Source organism: Nocardioides speluncae (assembly GCF_003121585.1).
Classification (GTDB): Bacteria; Actinomycetota; Actinomycetes; order Propionibacteriales; family Nocardioidaceae; genus Nocardioides; species Nocardioides speluncae.
The window spans coordinates 21,159-36,441 of the sequence record NZ_QEOO01000024.1; the positions used below are offsets into that span (position 1 = coordinate 21,159).

Consider the following 15,283-nt stretch of genomic DNA (forward strand, 5'->3'; position numbering starts at 1 on the left):
CGCAGTGAGCGCTGTGCTGGAGCTGCAGCAGGTCACCAAGAAGTACGGCGACCTCGAGGTGCTGCACGGCGTCGACCTGGCCGTCGACAGCGGCGAGCTGGTCGCCGTACTCGGACCGTCGGGGTCGGGGAAGTCCACGCTGCTGCACATCATGGGGACCCTCGACCGGGCGACCACCGGCACCGTGATCGTCGACGGCCACGACACCGCGGCGCTGTCGGAGGCTCAGGTGGCGGGGCTGCGGGCGCACCGGATCGGGTTCGTGTTCCAGGCGTTCCACCTGCTCGACGGGCTGTCCGCGGTCGACAACGTCGCCAACGGGCTGCTCTACAGCGGGACCCCGCGCGCCGAGCGGCGGGCGCGTGCCCACGCGATGCTCGCCCGGGTCGGCCTGGGCGACCGGGCCGGTCAGCTGCCGCGGCTGATGAGCGGTGGCGAGCGGCAGCGGGTGGCGATCGCGCGGGCGCTGCTCAACCGGCCTGCGATCGTCTTCGCCGACGAGCCAACCGGCAACCTCGACAGCCACAACGGCGCCGAGGTGCTCGACCTGCTGCGGGAGCTGAACGCAGAGGGCACCACGATCGTGGTGATCACCCACGAACACGAGGTGGCCGCCGCGATGGGACGCCAGGTTGAGGTCCGTGACGGGATGATCGTGCGCGACTCGCGTCGTACCGCTGAGGCGGTGGCCCGGTGAGGCGGTCGCGGCTGCGGCCGGGGGACAGCCTGCGGGTCGGCTTCGTCGGGCTGCGCTCGCGGAAGGTGCGGACGGTGCTGTCGGCGCTGGGGGTGGCGATCGGGGTGGCGACGGTGGTGAGCGTGCTCGGCATCTCCCGGTCGTCGCAGGACGAACTGCTCGACCAGCTGGACGCGCTCGGCACCAACCTGCTGCAGGTGCAGGCCGGGCAGGGGCTCGGGCTCGGTGGCAACACCGACCTCCCGGACACCGCCGCCAGCCAGGTGCGCAACATCGCGCCGGTCGAGGAGGTCGCGTCGGTGACCTCCCTCGACGGGCCGGCGCTGCGCAGCTCGTACGCCGACCCCAACGCCACCGGCGGGATCAGCGTCAAGGCGGCCGAGCCGACGCTGCTGGACACGGTCGCGGGCTCGGTGGCGGAGGGGCGGTTCCTCGACGACGCGGTCGACGACTACCCGGTGGCGGTGCTCGGCGCGGTGACGGCCGAGCGGCTCGGCATCACGGCGGTCGACGGCCAGACCTCGGTGTGGATGAACGGCCGGGCCTGGCAGGTGATCGGCATCCTCGAGGAGCTGCCGCTGGCATCGGACCTGGACCGTGCAGTTCTGGTGGGGTACGACGCCGCGGCGACCTACCTCGACGCCGACCTGGCGCCGTCGCGGCTCTACATCCGGACCGCGTCGTCGTCGGTCGAGCAGGTCGCCGACGTGCTGCCCGCGCAGGCCAACCCCGAGGAGCCCGAGAACGTTGACGTCTCCCGTCCGTCCGACGCGCTGGCCGCGAAGGCCGCCGCGGAGGACGCGTTCACCTCTCTGTTCCTCGGGCTCGGCGCGGTCGCACTGCTGGTCGGTGCGGTCGGCACCGCCAACGTGATGGTGATGTCGGTGCTGGAACGGCGCGGCGAGATCGGCCTGCGCCGGGCGCTGGGCGCGACCCGGCGGCATGTCCGTGGCCAGTTCCTCGCCGAGTCGCTGCTGCTGTCGTTGTGCGGTGGGATCGCCGGCGTGCTGATTGGCGCCGCTGTCACGTTCGGGTACGCCCAGGCGAAGGGCCTGCACTTCGTGGTCCCGGCCTCCGCGGTCGGATACGGGATGCTCGCGGCCGTCGGGATCGGCGTACTCGCCGGTGTCTACCCCGCCACCCGCGCCGCCCGTCTCGCCCCCACCGAGGCGTTGCGCGCGGCCTGAGGGCGCGGGAGGTGGATAGTCCGTCACGGAAATCATGGTTCGGCGGCCGCGGACCATGACTTTCGTGACGGACTATCTCCAACCTTCCTCCGACCACCTGCGTTAAGAAGGGCATGAGGGATGAGCGGGAGGCGTTCAGCGCGTGGGCGCGGGAGCGGCAGCTGGGGCTGCTGCGCACGGCGTACCTGCTGACCGGCGACCACCAGCGCGCCGAGGACCTGGTCCAGGAGGCGCTGACCAAGGTGGCGCTGCGCTGGCGCCGGCTGGCCGACAGCAACCCGGACGGCTACGCGCGGCGGGTGCTGGTCAACGACAACATCTCGTGGTGGCGGCGCCGGCGCGACGAGGTGCCGCTCGAGAACGCCGACCGAGCGACCGACGGCCCGCTGGAGACCGAGTACGCCGAGCGCCGGCTGCTGCTCCTCGCGGCCCTCGCCCGGCTGACGCCGCGGCAGCGAGCGGTCGTCGTACTCCGCTACTACGACGACCTCACCGTCGACGCGACTGCCGAGGCGCTCGGGGTCTCCGCCGGCACCGTCAAGAGCCAGACCAACCTCGCCCTGCGCCGCCTCCGCGAGGCCGCGCCCGAGCTGGCTGAGCTGCTCAAGGAGGAGCGATGACCGAGCACACCCTACGCGACACGCTGAACGACATCGCGGGTGACATCACCGGACCTGACCTGGTCGACCGCGCCTGGGCGGACGCGACCCGTCGCCGGCGCCGTACCCAGCTGGCCGCCGTCGGCGCCATTGCCGCGTCGGTCGCCGTGATCGCCGGGGGTGCCGCTGTCATCGGTGGTACGCCGGACGCCGCGCCCGGCCCGTCGCACCCGCCGAGCAGCACCCGCTCGCCGAGCGGCTCGCCCAGTCCGTTGCCCAGCGGCCAGTCTCAGCCCGACGCGAGGACGGACGAAGGCGACCCGGTCTGGTTCTCTCCGAGTGTCCCCGAGGAGCCATCGCTGCAATGGGCTACCCAGTCGGTGCTGCCGAGAACGATCGACGCGGGCGACGTCGTTCACGTCGGGGTCGGGAGCGGCAGTGCGGTCGCGGTCGTACTGGTCGGCGACCTCAGTGGAGAGTACGGACCGACCCGCGCGGTCGTCGTAGACCGGAATGGCAGCCACACCGCCCTGGACATCGGGCGACTGGAGCCGGCGCAGGACCAAGACGGAAACGGCGCCGCGCCGCTGCCTGCCGGACTCTCACCGGACGGCCGCCATGTCGCCTTCACTCAGAACAGCTCGATCGAGGTGTACGAGTTCGCCAGTGCCCAGTGGCAGTCCGTTGACACCCCCGACTGGCTGGCGGAGGGTGCCACCTGGCTCGACAACGAGACGCTGTGGGTCCCGGACGTCCTGGAAGGTGAGGTCGGGTCGACGTACGCGCTCGACGGACGACAGACCGCTCGCGACGTGCCCAAGCCCGGGGGGAAGCCCGAGGACGGTGGGTATGGACCGACGAAGTCCAACTCCGCGGGCTGGCATGCGCAGAGCAACTACCAGGTCTCGGCGAAGCTCAGGCCCAGGGAGTCGGTTGGCTTCGAGGCTCTCGTCGTCCGCCGCGGCGAGCAGCGTCGGATCCTCGCCTACTGGCCGCCGTACGAGGGCGAGGGGCGGGGTGTCCAATGCTGCATGGCTGTCGGCTGGCTGGACGAGGAGACCGTCGCCTACCAGTCCGGTGATCGCGTCCTGGCCTGGAAGCTGGGCGCCGACTCCCACTTCCAGGTTGCCGAGATCACCGGCGTCGCATCGGGCGACGAGTGGTACGTCGCCACGTGGGCCGACCTCGACCGCTGAGGCGGCGCCCGATCGTTTGCACTCTCACCAGGTGAGTGCTAAACATGGCGTTGGCACTCTCGGTATGAGAGTGACAGAAAACGTGGGACCGGCGAGTTGAGGTCTGCAGCGTCGGCGGGAAGGGTCCGCCGGGTCGGCCAGATCGTCCGTCGCGGGCAACGGACCGGACCCTGTCCAGGACTCTTCAGCGTAAGGAATCGCAGGAGTTATGCCGAAGCTTATTGCTTTCAACGAGGAGGCCCGGCGCGGCCTCGAGCGTGGGATGAACACGCTCGCGGACGCCGTCAAGGTCACGCTCGGCCCCAAGGGTCGCAACGTCGTCCTCGAGAAGAAGTGGGGCGCGCCCACCATCACCAACGATGGTGTGAGCATCGCCAAGGAGATCGAGCTCGAGGACCCCTACGAGAAGATCGGCGCCGAGCTGGTCAAGGAGGTCGCCAAGAAGACCGACGACGTCGCCGGTGACGGTACGACGACGGCCACGGTCCTCGCCCAGGCGATGGTCCGCGAGGGTCTGCGCAACGTCGCCGCGGGTGCCAACCCGATGGCGCTGAAGCGCGGCATCGAGGCGGCGGTCGAGGCCGTCTCCGAGCAGCTGCTCGGCATGGCCAAGGACGTCGAGACCAAGGAGCAGATCGCCTCCACCGCGTCGATCTCCGCCGCCGACAACACCGTCGGCGAGATCATCGCCGAGGCGATGGACAAGGTCGGCAAGGAAGGCGTCATCACCGTCGAGGAGTCGAACACCTTCGGCCTCGACCTCGAGCTCACCGAGGGTATGCGCTTCGACAAGGGCTACATCTCGGCGTACTTCGTGACCGACCCGGAGCGGATGGAGACGGTCCTGGAGGACCCCTACATCCTGATCGCCAACCAGAAGATCTCGACGGTCAAGGACCTGCTGCCGCTGCTGGAGAAGGTCATCCAGACCGGCAAGCCGCTGGTCGTGCTGTCCGAGGACGTCGACGGCGAGGCGCTGTCCACCCTGGTCGTCAACAAGATCAAGGGCAGCTTCAAGTCGGTTGCCGTCAAGGCGCCCGGCTTCGGCGACCGTCGCAAGGCCATGCTGCAGGACATCGCGATCCTGACCGGCGGCCAGGTCATCTCCGAGGAGGTCGGCCTGAAGCTGGAGTCGGCCGGTCTCGAGCTGCTCGGCCAGGCTCGCAAGGTCGTCATCACCAAGGACGAGACCACCATCGTCGAGGGTGCCGGTGACGGCGCGCAGATCGAGGGCCGGGTCAACCAGATCCGCGCCGAGATCGAGAAGAGCGACTCCGACTACGACCGCGAGAAGCTGCAGGAGCGGCTGGCCAAGCTGGCCGGCGGCGTTGCGGTGATCAAGGTCGGCGCGGCCACCGAGGTCGAGCTGAAGGAGCGCAAGCACCGCATCGAGGACGCCGTTCGCAACGCGAAGGCGGCCGTCGAGGAGGGCATCGTCGCCGGCGGCGGCGTGGCCCTGGTGCAGGCCGGCGCCGAGGCGTTCGCCAAGCTCGAGCTCGACGGTGACGAGGCCACCGGCGCCAACATCGTGAAGGTTGCGATCGAGGCCCCGCTCAAGCAGATCGCGATCAACGCCGGCCTCGAGGGCGGCGTTGTGTCGGAGAAGGTCCGCAACCTCGCGTCCGGTCACGGTCTCAACGCGGCCAATGGCGAGTACGTCGACATGATCGCCGAGGGCATCATCGACCCGGCCAAGGTGACCCGCTCGGCGCTGCAGAACGCCGCGTCGATCGCGGCGCTGTTCCTCACCACCGAGGCAGTCGTCGCCGACAAGCCGGAGAAGGCCGCCCCGGCCATGCCCGGTGGCGACGGCGGCATGGGCGGCATGGACTTCTAGTCGCCTTTGCTCCACCCAAGCAACAAACGAAGGGCCCCGGTCGTCACGACCGGGGCCCTTCGTCTTTGTTCAGTTAACGAGCTCGCTGCTTCCGCAGCCCGTGTCGCCCTTGCTGAAGACCGTCGTGAGAGCGGCCTCGTCGTCGCCGCCCTGGGTCATCAGGTGCAGGTCCACGCCGTCATGGAGTGGCGAGTCGGCCGGGATCGTGATCACCCAGTCGCTGCCACTGCGCGAGAGCGAGGCGGGCGAGTTCTCCCCGAAGCCGCAGGGGTCGTCGAAGTCCCCCGGGTCGGCGGGCAGTGCCTCCGTGGTGGGTACCGCCGGCTCGGCCTCCGACTCCATCTGGCCACCGCCCGAGAGGCCGCCGTCTCCCTCCGGGAGCTCCTCGACCTCGTCGCAGGGGCCGGGATCGCCGTCATCCGGAACCACGATGCAGTTGCTGACCGGACCGCCGTAGTCGACGTCGGCCGTGATGCCGTGCTCGGCGAGCGCACGCTCCAGGCCTTCCGCGTCATCGAGGCGACGAATGGTGACCACGATGTCACCGTCGTCCTGCGCCGCGACCGAGTACGCCGCGGCGGGGGCCGGTCCGCCGGTGCCGAGGCCGAAGACCACGGCGCCGACACTTGCGGCGACCGCGGTGGCTGCCGCAGCGGCGACCAGGATCGGTCGGCGACGCCGTGACTGGGAACGGGTGGCCGAGCGCTCGGCGACGGTGTCGCGAAGCTCGGAGAGGAGCGCGGACTCGAACGAGTCGAGAGGTGCGCGGGTCATGAGGGAACCTCCTGAGTGAGTGCGGCCTCGTGGTGAGGTCGCAGGTGGGTTTGCACCAGGCGCCGGCTGCGGTGCAGCCGGACCCGCGCGGTGCCCGGCTTCACCCCCAGCACGGCGGCGGCTTCGGTCACCGGGAGCCCGTCGACCGCGACCAGCTCCATCAGAGCGCGATCACGGGCGGGCAGGGCGTCGAGTGCGTCGTACAGGCGGCGCGTCTCGCGCTCGGCGTCGAGGCGCTCCTCGATCCGGGTCAGGCTGTCGGCGTCGAGGAGGCGGCGCCCGGCGATCCGGCGTACGGCGCGCAGGTCGCGCGCCCGCCGGCGGGCCTCGGCGGACATCACATTGCGGGCGATCCCGAAGAGCCAGGCGATCGGCCGCCCCCGGTCCGGCCGATAGCCGCTTACGGCATCGATGGCCGCCAGGAAGATGTCCGCCGTCAGATCCGCGGCCAGATGGGGGTCACCGACCCGCCTGGCCACGAACCGCTGCACGGCGTCGAGGTGCTCCCGGTAGAAGGCCTCGAAGACGTCCGGATCGTCGCCGATCCGGTGTACGTCGTAGGCATCGAAGGTGGTCATGACCGTTCTTGGACGATCATGCCTGGAGCGTTACAACGCGGCTCGGATCAGAACACGTTGTGCGGCCGGAACTGGACCGAGATCCGCGGCCCGACCGGCTTCGCGGTCTTGAGTACGGCGTGGTCCCAGGTCCGCTGGCAGGAGCCGCCCATCACCAGCAGGTCGCCGTTCCCCATCTCGAACGACACGGCTTCGCCGCCACCCCGCGGGCGCAGGGACAGCCGGCGGGTGTCGCCGAACGACACGATCGCCACCATGGTGTCGTGGCTGCGGCCGCGGCCGAACCGGTCGCCGTGCCAGGCCACGCTGTCGCGGCCGTCGCGGTAGTAGCAGCAGCCGGCGGTCGCGAACGGCTCGCCGAGCTCGGGCCGGAAGTGCCGGCTCAGCGCGGTGCGCGCCTCGGCCAGCAGCGGGTGCGGCAGTGGGTCGGCCGCGGCGTAGGTGTGCACCAGGCGCGGCACGTCGACCACCCGGTCGTACATCTTGCGGCGCTCGGCCCGCCACGGCACCTCGTGGACCAGCGTCTCGAAGACCTCGGCCGCGCCGGTCACGAAGCCGGGCAGCACCTCGACCCAGGCGCCGCGCGCCAGCGCGGTCCGCTCGCCCGGCAGCGTGGCCAGCCCGGCGGCGCCGGAGCCGTCGTCGCCGAACAGCGAGTCCTGGAAGTCGAGCGGCATGGGCCCATCCTACGCGCAGGTTCGAACATATGTTCCCATGGTTGCGCGGTCGCGTCCCTCTAATGTGTGCCCGTGGAGATACGACGCGACCTGCTCGACGTGCTGGCCCGCCGCGCGCTGACCGAGGACGGCGCCCGCCCGGAGGTGGTCGCGAAGCGGCACGCGGCCGGCCGGCGTACGGCGCGCGAGAACATCGCCGACCTCATCGATCCTGGATCCTTCGTGGAGTACGGCCGTTTCGTCACCGCGGCCCAGGAGGCTCGACGCTCGGTCGACGAGCTGCTCGACCGGACCCCTGCCGACGGCATCGTGGGCGGCCTCGCCCGGATCAACAGTGAGCTGTACGGCGACCGCGCCGCGTGCGCCGTACTCTCCTACGACTACCTGGTCATGGCCGGCACCCAGGGCATGCGCGGCCACCGCAAGACCGACCGGCTCTTCACGGTCATCGAGCGACTCGCGCTGCCGACAGTCTTCTTCACCGAGGGCGGCGGCGGCCGGCCCGGCGACACCGACATCCCGCTGGTCTCGGCCCTCGACGTCGAGTCGTTCGCGCTGTGGGCCCGGCTGTCCGGGGTAGCGCCGCGGATCGCGGTGGTGTCCGGGCGCTGCTTTGCAGGCAATGCGGTGATCGCCGGCGGCTCGGACCTGATCGTCGCCACCGCCGACGCCAACCTCGGCATGGGCGGCCCTGCCATGATCGCCGGCGGCGGGCTCGGTGAGTTCGCGCCCGAGGAGGTCGGGCCGATCGACGTGCAGACCCGCAACGGCGTCGTCGACGTCGCGGTGGCCGACGAGGCCGAGGCGGTCGCGGTAGCCAAGCAGCTCATTGGCTTCTTCCAGGGCCGGCTCGCGACCTGGCAGGCGCCGGACCAGGCGCAGCTGCGCGAGGCCGTGCCCGAGCACGAGCGCACGTCGTACGACGTCGCACCGATCGTGGAGACGCTGGCCGACGAGGGCTCGGTGGTGTTCCTGCGCGATCTGTTCGCCCCCGAGATGATGACCGCGCTCGGCCGGATCGAGGGCCGGCCGGTCGGGTTCATCGGCAACTGCACCCTGCACATGGCCGGCGCGGTCACCAGCGACGCGGCCACGAAGGCGGCCGGCTTCCTGCAGCTGTGCGACACGTGGGGGATTCCGGTCATCACGCTGGTCGACACCCCCGGCATGATGGTCGGCCCGGAGGCGGAGGCCACCGGGCTGGTGCGGCACGGGTCGCGACTGCTGGTCGCCGGCGCCCGGCTCCGGGTGCCGCTGATCGGGGTGATCCTGAGGCGCGGGTACGGCCTCGGTGCGCAGGCCATGCTCGGCGGCAGCACCCACCAGCCGCTGCTCACCGTCGCCTGGCCGGGTGCCCACCTGGGTGCCATGGGCCTCGAGGGCGCCGTACGGCTGGCGCTGCGCAAGGAGCTCGCGGCGATCGAGGACGACGACGAGCGGGAGCGGACCGTCCGCGAGCTCACAGCCGCCGAGCAAGAGCGGGCCAAGGCGCTCAATGTCGCCCGCTACTTCGAGATCGACGACGTGATCGACCCGGCGGAAACCCGCGGCGTGATCGCTCAGACCCTGGCCGCGGCTCAGGGTCGACATGAGGGGGATACCGGGTAGCGATATGTCGGCAGCGTGCGCAAGGCTTGGGTCATGACCAGCCCCGCCACGAGCCAGGCCACCGCTGCCGCCCGCGTTGAGAACCTCACCAAGACCTACGGGATGGGCGACGCCCACGTCCGGGCCCTCGACGACGTCACCCTCGACCTGATGGACGGGGAGTTCACCGCCGTGATGGGCCCGAGCGGCTCCGGGAAGTCGACGCTGATGCACTGCTGCGCGGCCCTCGACAAGGGCGACTCGGGCTCGGTCTTCATCGGTGACGACGAGCTCACCAGGATGGGCGACAAGGCGCTCACCCGGCTGCGGCGGGACTCGATCGGCTTCGTCTTCCAGAGCTTCAACCTGGTGCCGACGCTGACCGCCGAGGAGAACATCCTGCTCCCGCTCTCGATCGCTGGCCGCAAGCCCGACGCGGAGTGGTACGACTCGGTGATCGCCACCGTCGGCCTCGGTGACCGGCTCACCCACAAGCCCAACGAGCTGTCCGGCGGCCAGCAGCAGCGGGTCGCGGTGGCCCGGGCCCTGGTCAGCCGGCCGCGGATCGTGTTCGCCGACGAGCCGACCGGCAACCTCGACAGCCACAGCGGCGCCGAGGTCCTCCAGCTACTGCGCAGCAGCGTCACCGACCACGGCCAGACGATCGTGATGGTGACCCACGACCCGGTCGCCGCGGCGTACACCGACCGCGTGGTGTTCCTCCAGGACGGCAAGGTCGTCGACGAGATGCGCAGCCCCACCCGTGAGCAGATCCTGCTGAAGATGCAGGAGCTGACCGCGATCGAGGCGGCCGCCGCCGCCGACGTACCCGAGCCTGCCTCGACCGGCAAGGCCTGAGCTATGTGGAAGGTCACCTGGCGCAACCTCTGGGCGCGCAAGATCCGGCTGTTCCTGTCGGGCCTGGCCGTGGTGCTCGGCGTCGCGTTCGTCGCCGGCACGTTCATCTTCACCGACGCCATGAGCGGCTCGTTCGACAAGATCATCGAGGGCAGTACGGCGGACGTCGAGGTGGCCTTCGAGGGTGCCAACGACTTCGACTCCAGCCAGGACTCGCGGCTGCTGCCCGCGAGCGTCGTGGGGGAGCTCCGCGCTCTCCCTGGTGCCGAGTCGGTCCACCCCAACAACACGCTGACCACGGTCTTCGCGATCGACCCGGACGGGAAGGTGATCGGCGGCAACGGCCCGCCCGGCCTGGCGTTCGGACCCACCGACGCCGAGTCGATCACCGGCATCAAGATCATGGCGGTCACCGACGGCGAGTACCCCGACGCGCCGTACGAGGTCGCCCTCGACGAGAAGACCGCTGACAAGGCCGAGGTCGAGATCGGCGACAAGCTCGAGATCGTGACGCCCGCCGAGGACCCGGTCATGGAGGTCACGCTGACCGGCCTGGTCGAGTTCGGCGGCGGCACCGGTCTCAACGGCGCGACGCTGACGGTCTTCGACCAGAAGTTCCTGCAGGACCAGTTCTTTGACGGCCAGGACGGCTATATGTCGGTGGCGCTGAACGCCAAGGACGGCGTCACCCAGGCCGAGCTTCGCGACCAGGCGCAGGCGGTGCTGCCGGCCGGCGCCACGGCGGAGGCCGGCGACGACTACGTCGAGGAGCAGAAGAACGGGCTGGAGCAGATCTTCAGCTTCCTGGAGTACTTCCTGCTCGCCTTCGCCGCGATCTCGCTGATCGTCGGCATCTTCATGATCATCAACACCTTCTCGATCCTGGTGGCCCAGCGCAGCCGTGAGCTGGCCCTGCTCCGGGCGATGGGTGCCTCCCGGCGGCAGGTGATGGGCTCGGTGATCGTGGAGGCGCTGGCCGTCGGCATCGTCGGCTCGCTGATCGGCCTCGGTGCCGGTTACCTGCTGGCCAGAGGCCTGGCGGTGGTCTTCGGCGCGATCGGTCTCGACCTCGCCGGCGCCAGCTTCGTCCTCGACGCTGAGGCGGTCGCGTGGTCGCTGTCGGTCGGCATCCTGGTCACCCTGGTCGCGGCCGTGGTGCCGGCGATGCGTGCCTCTCGGATCCCGCCGATCCAGGCGCTGCGCGACGACGTCGCGCTCCCCGAGACCGCCCTGCACCGGCGGGTGATCGTCGCCGGTCTGCTCGCCGTACTCGGCATCGCCGCCATCGTGCTCGGGTTCCTGGCCGACAGTGCCCAAGCGCTGGCGGTGGTCGGGCTCGGCATGCTGTCGATCCTGGTAGCGGCGGCGATGGTCAGCCCGATCCTGGCGCGCCCGGTGATCTGGCTGTTCGGCACGGTCTACCGGTCGCTCTACGGGATGGTCGGCCGGCTGGCGACCCAGAACTCCATGCGCAACCCGCGCCGTACCGCCGCCACCGCGAGCGCGCTGATGATCGGCCTGGCCGTGGTCGGCCTGCTGTCGGTGGTCGCCTCGTCGACCACCGCGAGCACCGAGGAGGCGGTCGAGGAGCAGGTGACCTCGCAGTTCATCATCAGGAACGTCGCCGGGCAGTCGCCGTTCTCGACGGGGTACGCCGAGAAGGCGCGCGAGGTGCCCGGCGTGGCGGCTGTGGCCCCGTTCCGGTCGGTCTTCAACGCGAAGCTCGAGGGCAGGAGCGCCTTCCTGGGTGCGACCGACCCGGCCGCGCTGGCCGAGGCGATGCGGCTGCCGATGGTGGCCGGCGGCCTGGCCGCGCTCGGCCCCGGCCAGATCCTGGTCGGCGAGGAGCGGGCGGAGTCGCAGAACCTGAAGGTCGGCGACAAGGTCACGCTGGAGCTGCAGGGTGGCAAGCAGGAGCTCGAGGTGGCCGGCATGCTCGGCATCGGCAGCGCGCTGCCGGCCGACGTGCTGGTCACCCTGGACACCCTGGAGAAGGGCGGACCGGCGCCGCTCGACTCGCTGGTGTTCATCACCGCCGATCCGGGCGCGGACCTCGACCAGGTGTTCTCGGACCTCGAGGGCATCGTCGAGGAGAACCCGACGGTGACGGTGTCGGACCCGGAGGCGCTCGTGGACGCCCAGAAGGACCAGATCAACCAGATCCTGTACCTGATGTACGGCCTGCTCGGCCTGGCGATCGTGATCGCCGTCCTCGGCATCATCAGCACCCTCTGGCTGTCGGTGATCGAGCGGACCCGCGAGGTCGGGCTGCTCCGCGCGGTCGGGCTGAGCCGGTCCCAGCTGCGCCGGATGATCCGGCTGGAGGCGGTCGTGGTGGCGGTCTTCGGTGCGATGCTCGGCCTGCTGCTCGGGATCGCGTTCGGTGCGGGGCTGATCTACGCGCTGCGCGACCAGGGGCTGACCGTGTTCGCCGTGCCGTGGGGACGGCTGCTGATCTTCGTGGTGCTGGCCGGTCTGGTCGGCGTCCTGGCCTCGCTGTTTCCGGCCCACCGGGCGGCCAGGCTCGACGTACTCAAGGCCATCGCGACCGAGTAGCGGCAGGGTAAAACTGGCCGGGCGGGCCCTAGCAAGTGGGCGATTTCGCCCACGCGGGCCCGTCCGGCGTATCACACTCACACCGTGGCGGAAATGATCGCGGTCCCTGAGCGCAGAGAGCGCAAGCACGTACAGGTGCGCGAGTACGTGCGGGGTCTGATCGAGGGTGCGGCGCCGGGGTTCCCGGCGCCGAGCGAGCGCGAGCTCGTCCAGATGTTCGGCGTCGCCCGGATGACGGTGCGGCAGGCGATGGATGCGCTGGTGATCGAGGGCCTGCTGGAGCGGGTGCCCGGCCGCGGCACCTTCGTGGCCCGACCGCGCAGCGAAACCACCCGGCTGATCGGCTTCACCGAGGACATGGCCCGGCGCGGCCTGCTCGCGGAGTCGCAGACCCTGATCGCCCGTCGCGAGAAGGCCGGCCCCAGCGTCGCCCGGGCGCTCGCCATCACCGGCGGCGACGCGGTGATCCACTGGAAGCGGCTGCGCCGCGCCAACGGCGTACCCATGTGCGTCGAGGACGCGTACCTCTCTGAGGTGCTGCTGCCCGGCTTCCTGCAGACGGGCATGCCGACCAGCCTGTACGCCGCGCTCGCGGCTCGCGGGCTGCGGCCGACCTGGGCCGAGGACATCGTCAGCGCCGAGGTCGCCGACGAGGAGACCGCCGGGCAGCTGGAGATCGCGCCGGGCAGCCCGGTGCTCGAGGTGTCGCGGCGGGCTCACGCCGACGACAAGCCGGTCGAGGTGTCCCGCTCGATCTACCGTGCGGACCGCTACACCTTCCTGGTCCAGCAGCGGGACACGCGCCCCAGCTAGCGTTCACGTTTGCAAATGTTGTAGTTTACCCGAGCGCCACTCGGGTAGACCTTGTGGTCGTACGAGCGACAGACGCACTCGGGCACGTCGCCCGCCGACCGCTGTAAGGAAGTTATGAGTGACCCCGGCATCGAGGTCGACGACCTCAACAACCTCAAGGCCTGCATCGAGCAGATGTGGAACATCTCCCACTCGGCCTACGAGATCAAGTACTACGTGACCACGCAGGTGGCCTGTGAGGCGGGCTTCACCGGCCTGCTGGCGCCGTTCAAGGATGCGATGGTCGAGATCCGGAAGGCTGCCGAGGACATGACCGGTACCTTCTCCGGCCGCTACAGCGCGACCGCGAACGCGCTGTTCGACGCCGGCTTCGAGCTGGACATGGCCGACGGCCACGCCTCGGATCTCTTCGTGCGGACGAGGCCCAACTGAGATGGCCGGCCAGTTCACCGACGTCGTCGACGTCAAGGCGATGCTGAAGGATCCCGAGAAGCCCGACACCAAGCTGAACCTGCCGCCGGAGTGGGAGAGCTGGGACAAGGCGTTCCAGGAGGTCCGCGACGCGATCAACAAGTTCCTCGACGTCGTGGACAAGGTGCCCGGCATCGACATCAGCATGCGGCTGCCCGGCGGCAGCCTGGTCGACATCGTGGTCAAGCCCTTCACCGGCGACTGGGACCGGATCTACATGAACGGCGCAGCTTGCAAGACGTGGGGAGAGGCCGTCGGCGGCATGGGTCGCAACGTCGGCCAGGTGCCGATCGATATGGCCCTGCACTGGAAGGGCAAGGGGGCGGCGTCGTTTACCGCGCACCAGGGCGTGTACGCCGTGGTGATCAGCGCGATCGGCGCCCTGCTGCAGTACGGCGAGAAGGTCTTCCAGGCGATCGGCAAGATGTCCCAGCGGCTCGGCGAGACCGTGGTCAAGGTGCTGACCAGGCTCGGCAAGCTGCTGATCCGAGTCCTCGGCCAGGTGGCCAAGCGGCTGTCGGGCTGGTGGGCCTGGATCAAGACCGCCGCCGAGGTGGTCATGAACGGCCTGGACGTGGTTCGCGACATCTACAACGACGTGGTCGAGATCATCGAGCTGGTCAAGCGGCTGTTCGACCTGAAGGCAAAGGTCGAGGCGTGGGTGTCGGACCAGGTGGCCAAGCTCAAGCTGTTCCAAGAGCTGCCGTCGATCTCGCTGGAGCTGCCGAACGTCGCCAACATCCGGCTGGCCGAGTTCCCGCCGGTCGACCAGGGCATCAAGGCGCGGATCGACGCCAAGGTCAACGCGCACACGACCAAGGAGAAGTCGCAGGCCGAGAAGGACCTCGAAGGCTCGGTCACCAGCGCGGAGGAGTCGGCCACTAAATGAGCGACTATTACGACGCCAGCGCCACCTCCGGCCAGCCGCAGCGCCCGGTGCTCGATCTGGAGGGCCTGGCCGACCAGGCGATGGAGCGCGAGCTGCTCGACTTCCTCGAGGACCTCGACGAGAAGCTCGCGCAGGCCGAGGCCGCGGAGGCCGACGAGCCGCTGACCGACGAGCAGGTGCAGGGCCTGGTGGCGGTCTGCTCCGACGAGGGTGCGCCGCTCGCGTTCAAGTCGATCAAGGCGCGGGTCGACGACGGGCGTACGACGTGGGCCGAGGTGTGGCACAACCTCGGCGACGAGGGCCAGACCGGACTGGAGCTGATGAGCGCGGTCCTGGCCTGGACCGCGGCCCAGCTGCCGACCTGGCATGCGGAGTCCGAGTCCGAGGTCGAGCTCGCGGTGGAGGAGGGCCGGCTCGACGACCTCGGCCGGGCCGGAGGTCGCGCGCCCAAGCGCGACGACGAGAAGGGCTAGTGAGGCGCACGTGAAGTTCGCTAGATAAGTCGTAGGATGTGGACATGCCACGATCAGGACGTCCGAAGGCCGAGTTGACCCTGACTCCGCA

General features: G+C 70.2%; 15 protein-coding genes. 12 read left to right on the top strand and 3 right to left on the bottom strand.

The genetic code is table 11. From position 1 onward, the window contains the following. Window positions 1-4: 4 nt before the first annotated feature. The 5 genes from DDV73_RS13710 to groL all read left to right on the top strand — a co-directional run bounded on the left by DDV73_RS13710 (window position 5) and on the right by groL (window position 5,516). A complete protein-coding gene (locus DDV73_RS13710; RefSeq protein ID WP_240617272.1) occupies window positions 5-697 on the top strand; it encodes an ABC transporter ATP-binding protein in 693 nt (230 codons plus the stop codon). Next, entirely contained in the window at window positions 694-1,884 is a 1,191-nt protein-coding gene (locus DDV73_RS13715) for an ABC transporter permease (protein WP_109507818.1), read from the top strand. The genes DDV73_RS13710 and DDV73_RS13715 overlap by 4 nt, the downstream gene beginning before the upstream one ends. A gap of 113 nt (window positions 1,885-1,997) precedes the next feature. Then, window positions 1,998-2,504, top strand: coding sequence for a SigE family RNA polymerase sigma factor (locus DDV73_RS13720; protein ID WP_109507819.1), 507 nt, complete (start codon window positions 1,998-2,000; stop codon window positions 2,502-2,504). Beyond that, a complete protein-coding gene (locus DDV73_RS13725; RefSeq protein WP_109507820.1) occupies window positions 2,501-3,679 on the top strand; it encodes a hypothetical protein in 1,179 nt (392 codons plus the stop codon). The genes DDV73_RS13720 and DDV73_RS13725 overlap by 4 nt, the downstream gene beginning before the upstream one ends. A gap of 208 nt (window positions 3,680-3,887) precedes the next feature. After that, window positions 3,888-5,516: a chaperonin GroEL gene (gene groL, locus DDV73_RS13730; protein WP_109507821.1), complete on the top strand. Its 1,629-nt coding sequence runs from the start codon at window positions 3,888-3,890 to the stop codon at window positions 5,514-5,516. 69 nt (window positions 5,517-5,585) lie between these two features. Here groL and DDV73_RS13735 read toward each other — a convergent pair whose 3' ends face one another. From DDV73_RS13735 to DDV73_RS13745, 3 genes are read right to left on the bottom strand one after another with little or no spacing between them, the layout of a single operon-like run. After that, complete coding sequence (locus DDV73_RS13735; protein WP_109507822.1) at window positions 5,586-6,290, bottom strand: hypothetical protein; 705 nt, start codon at window positions 6,288-6,290, stop codon at window positions 5,586-5,588. Beyond that, window positions 6,287-6,868, bottom strand: a complete 582-nt coding sequence (locus DDV73_RS13740) for an RNA polymerase sigma factor (protein ID WP_109507823.1) — start codon at window positions 6,866-6,868, stop codon at window positions 6,287-6,289. The genes DDV73_RS13735 and DDV73_RS13740 overlap by 4 nt, the downstream gene beginning before the upstream one ends. Window positions 6,869-6,915: 47 nt before the next feature. Further along, the gene (locus tag DDV73_RS13745) at window positions 6,916-7,545 is read right to left on the bottom strand and encodes an alpha-ketoglutarate-dependent dioxygenase AlkB (RefSeq protein WP_109507824.1); all 630 of its coding nucleotides are present in this window, start codon (window positions 7,543-7,545) and stop codon (window positions 6,916-6,918) included. A gap of 72 nt (window positions 7,546-7,617) precedes the next feature. Here DDV73_RS13745 and DDV73_RS13750 point away from each other — a divergent pair, with 72 nt between their 5' ends. The 7 genes from DDV73_RS13750 to DDV73_RS13780 all read left to right on the top strand — a co-directional run bounded on the left by DDV73_RS13750 (window position 7,618) and on the right by DDV73_RS13780 (window position 15,192). Continuing rightward, the gene (locus tag DDV73_RS13750) at window positions 7,618-9,153 is read left to right on the top strand and encodes an acyl-CoA carboxylase subunit beta (RefSeq protein WP_240617273.1); all 1,536 of its coding nucleotides are present in this window, start codon (window positions 7,618-7,620) and stop codon (window positions 9,151-9,153) included. 33 nt (window positions 9,154-9,186) lie between these two features. Beyond that, complete coding sequence (locus tag DDV73_RS13755) at window positions 9,187-9,990, top strand: ABC transporter ATP-binding protein (RefSeq protein WP_109507833.1); 804 nt, start codon at window positions 9,187-9,189, stop codon at window positions 9,988-9,990. Window positions 9,991-9,993: 3 nt separating this feature from the next. Next, a complete protein-coding gene (locus DDV73_RS13760; RefSeq protein ID WP_109507826.1) occupies window positions 9,994-12,546 on the top strand; it encodes an ABC transporter permease in 2,553 nt (850 codons plus the stop codon). Between the two features lie 93 nt (window positions 12,547-12,639). Further along, window positions 12,640-13,359 carry a GntR family transcriptional regulator gene (locus tag DDV73_RS13765; protein WP_170126027.1) on the top strand — a complete coding sequence of 240 codons (720 nt, stop codon included), beginning with the start codon at window positions 12,640-12,642 and terminating at the stop codon, window positions 13,357-13,359. 114 nt (window positions 13,360-13,473) lie between these two features. Next, the gene (locus DDV73_RS13770; protein ID WP_109507827.1) at window positions 13,474-13,791 is read left to right on the top strand and encodes a hypothetical protein; all 318 of its coding nucleotides are present in this window, start codon (window positions 13,474-13,476) and stop codon (window positions 13,789-13,791) included. Between the two features lies 1 nt (window position 13,792). Further along, window positions 13,793-14,719 (top strand): hypothetical protein, encoded by a 927-nt coding sequence (locus tag DDV73_RS13775; protein ID WP_109507828.1) that lies wholly within the window; start codon window positions 13,793-13,795, stop codon window positions 14,717-14,719. Next, the gene (locus DDV73_RS13780) at window positions 14,716-15,192 is read left to right on the top strand and encodes a hypothetical protein (protein ID WP_109507829.1); all 477 of its coding nucleotides are present in this window, start codon (window positions 14,716-14,718) and stop codon (window positions 15,190-15,192) included. Before DDV73_RS13775 ends, DDV73_RS13780 begins: the two co-directional genes overlap by 4 nt. Window positions 15,193-15,283 lie beyond the last annotated feature (91 nt).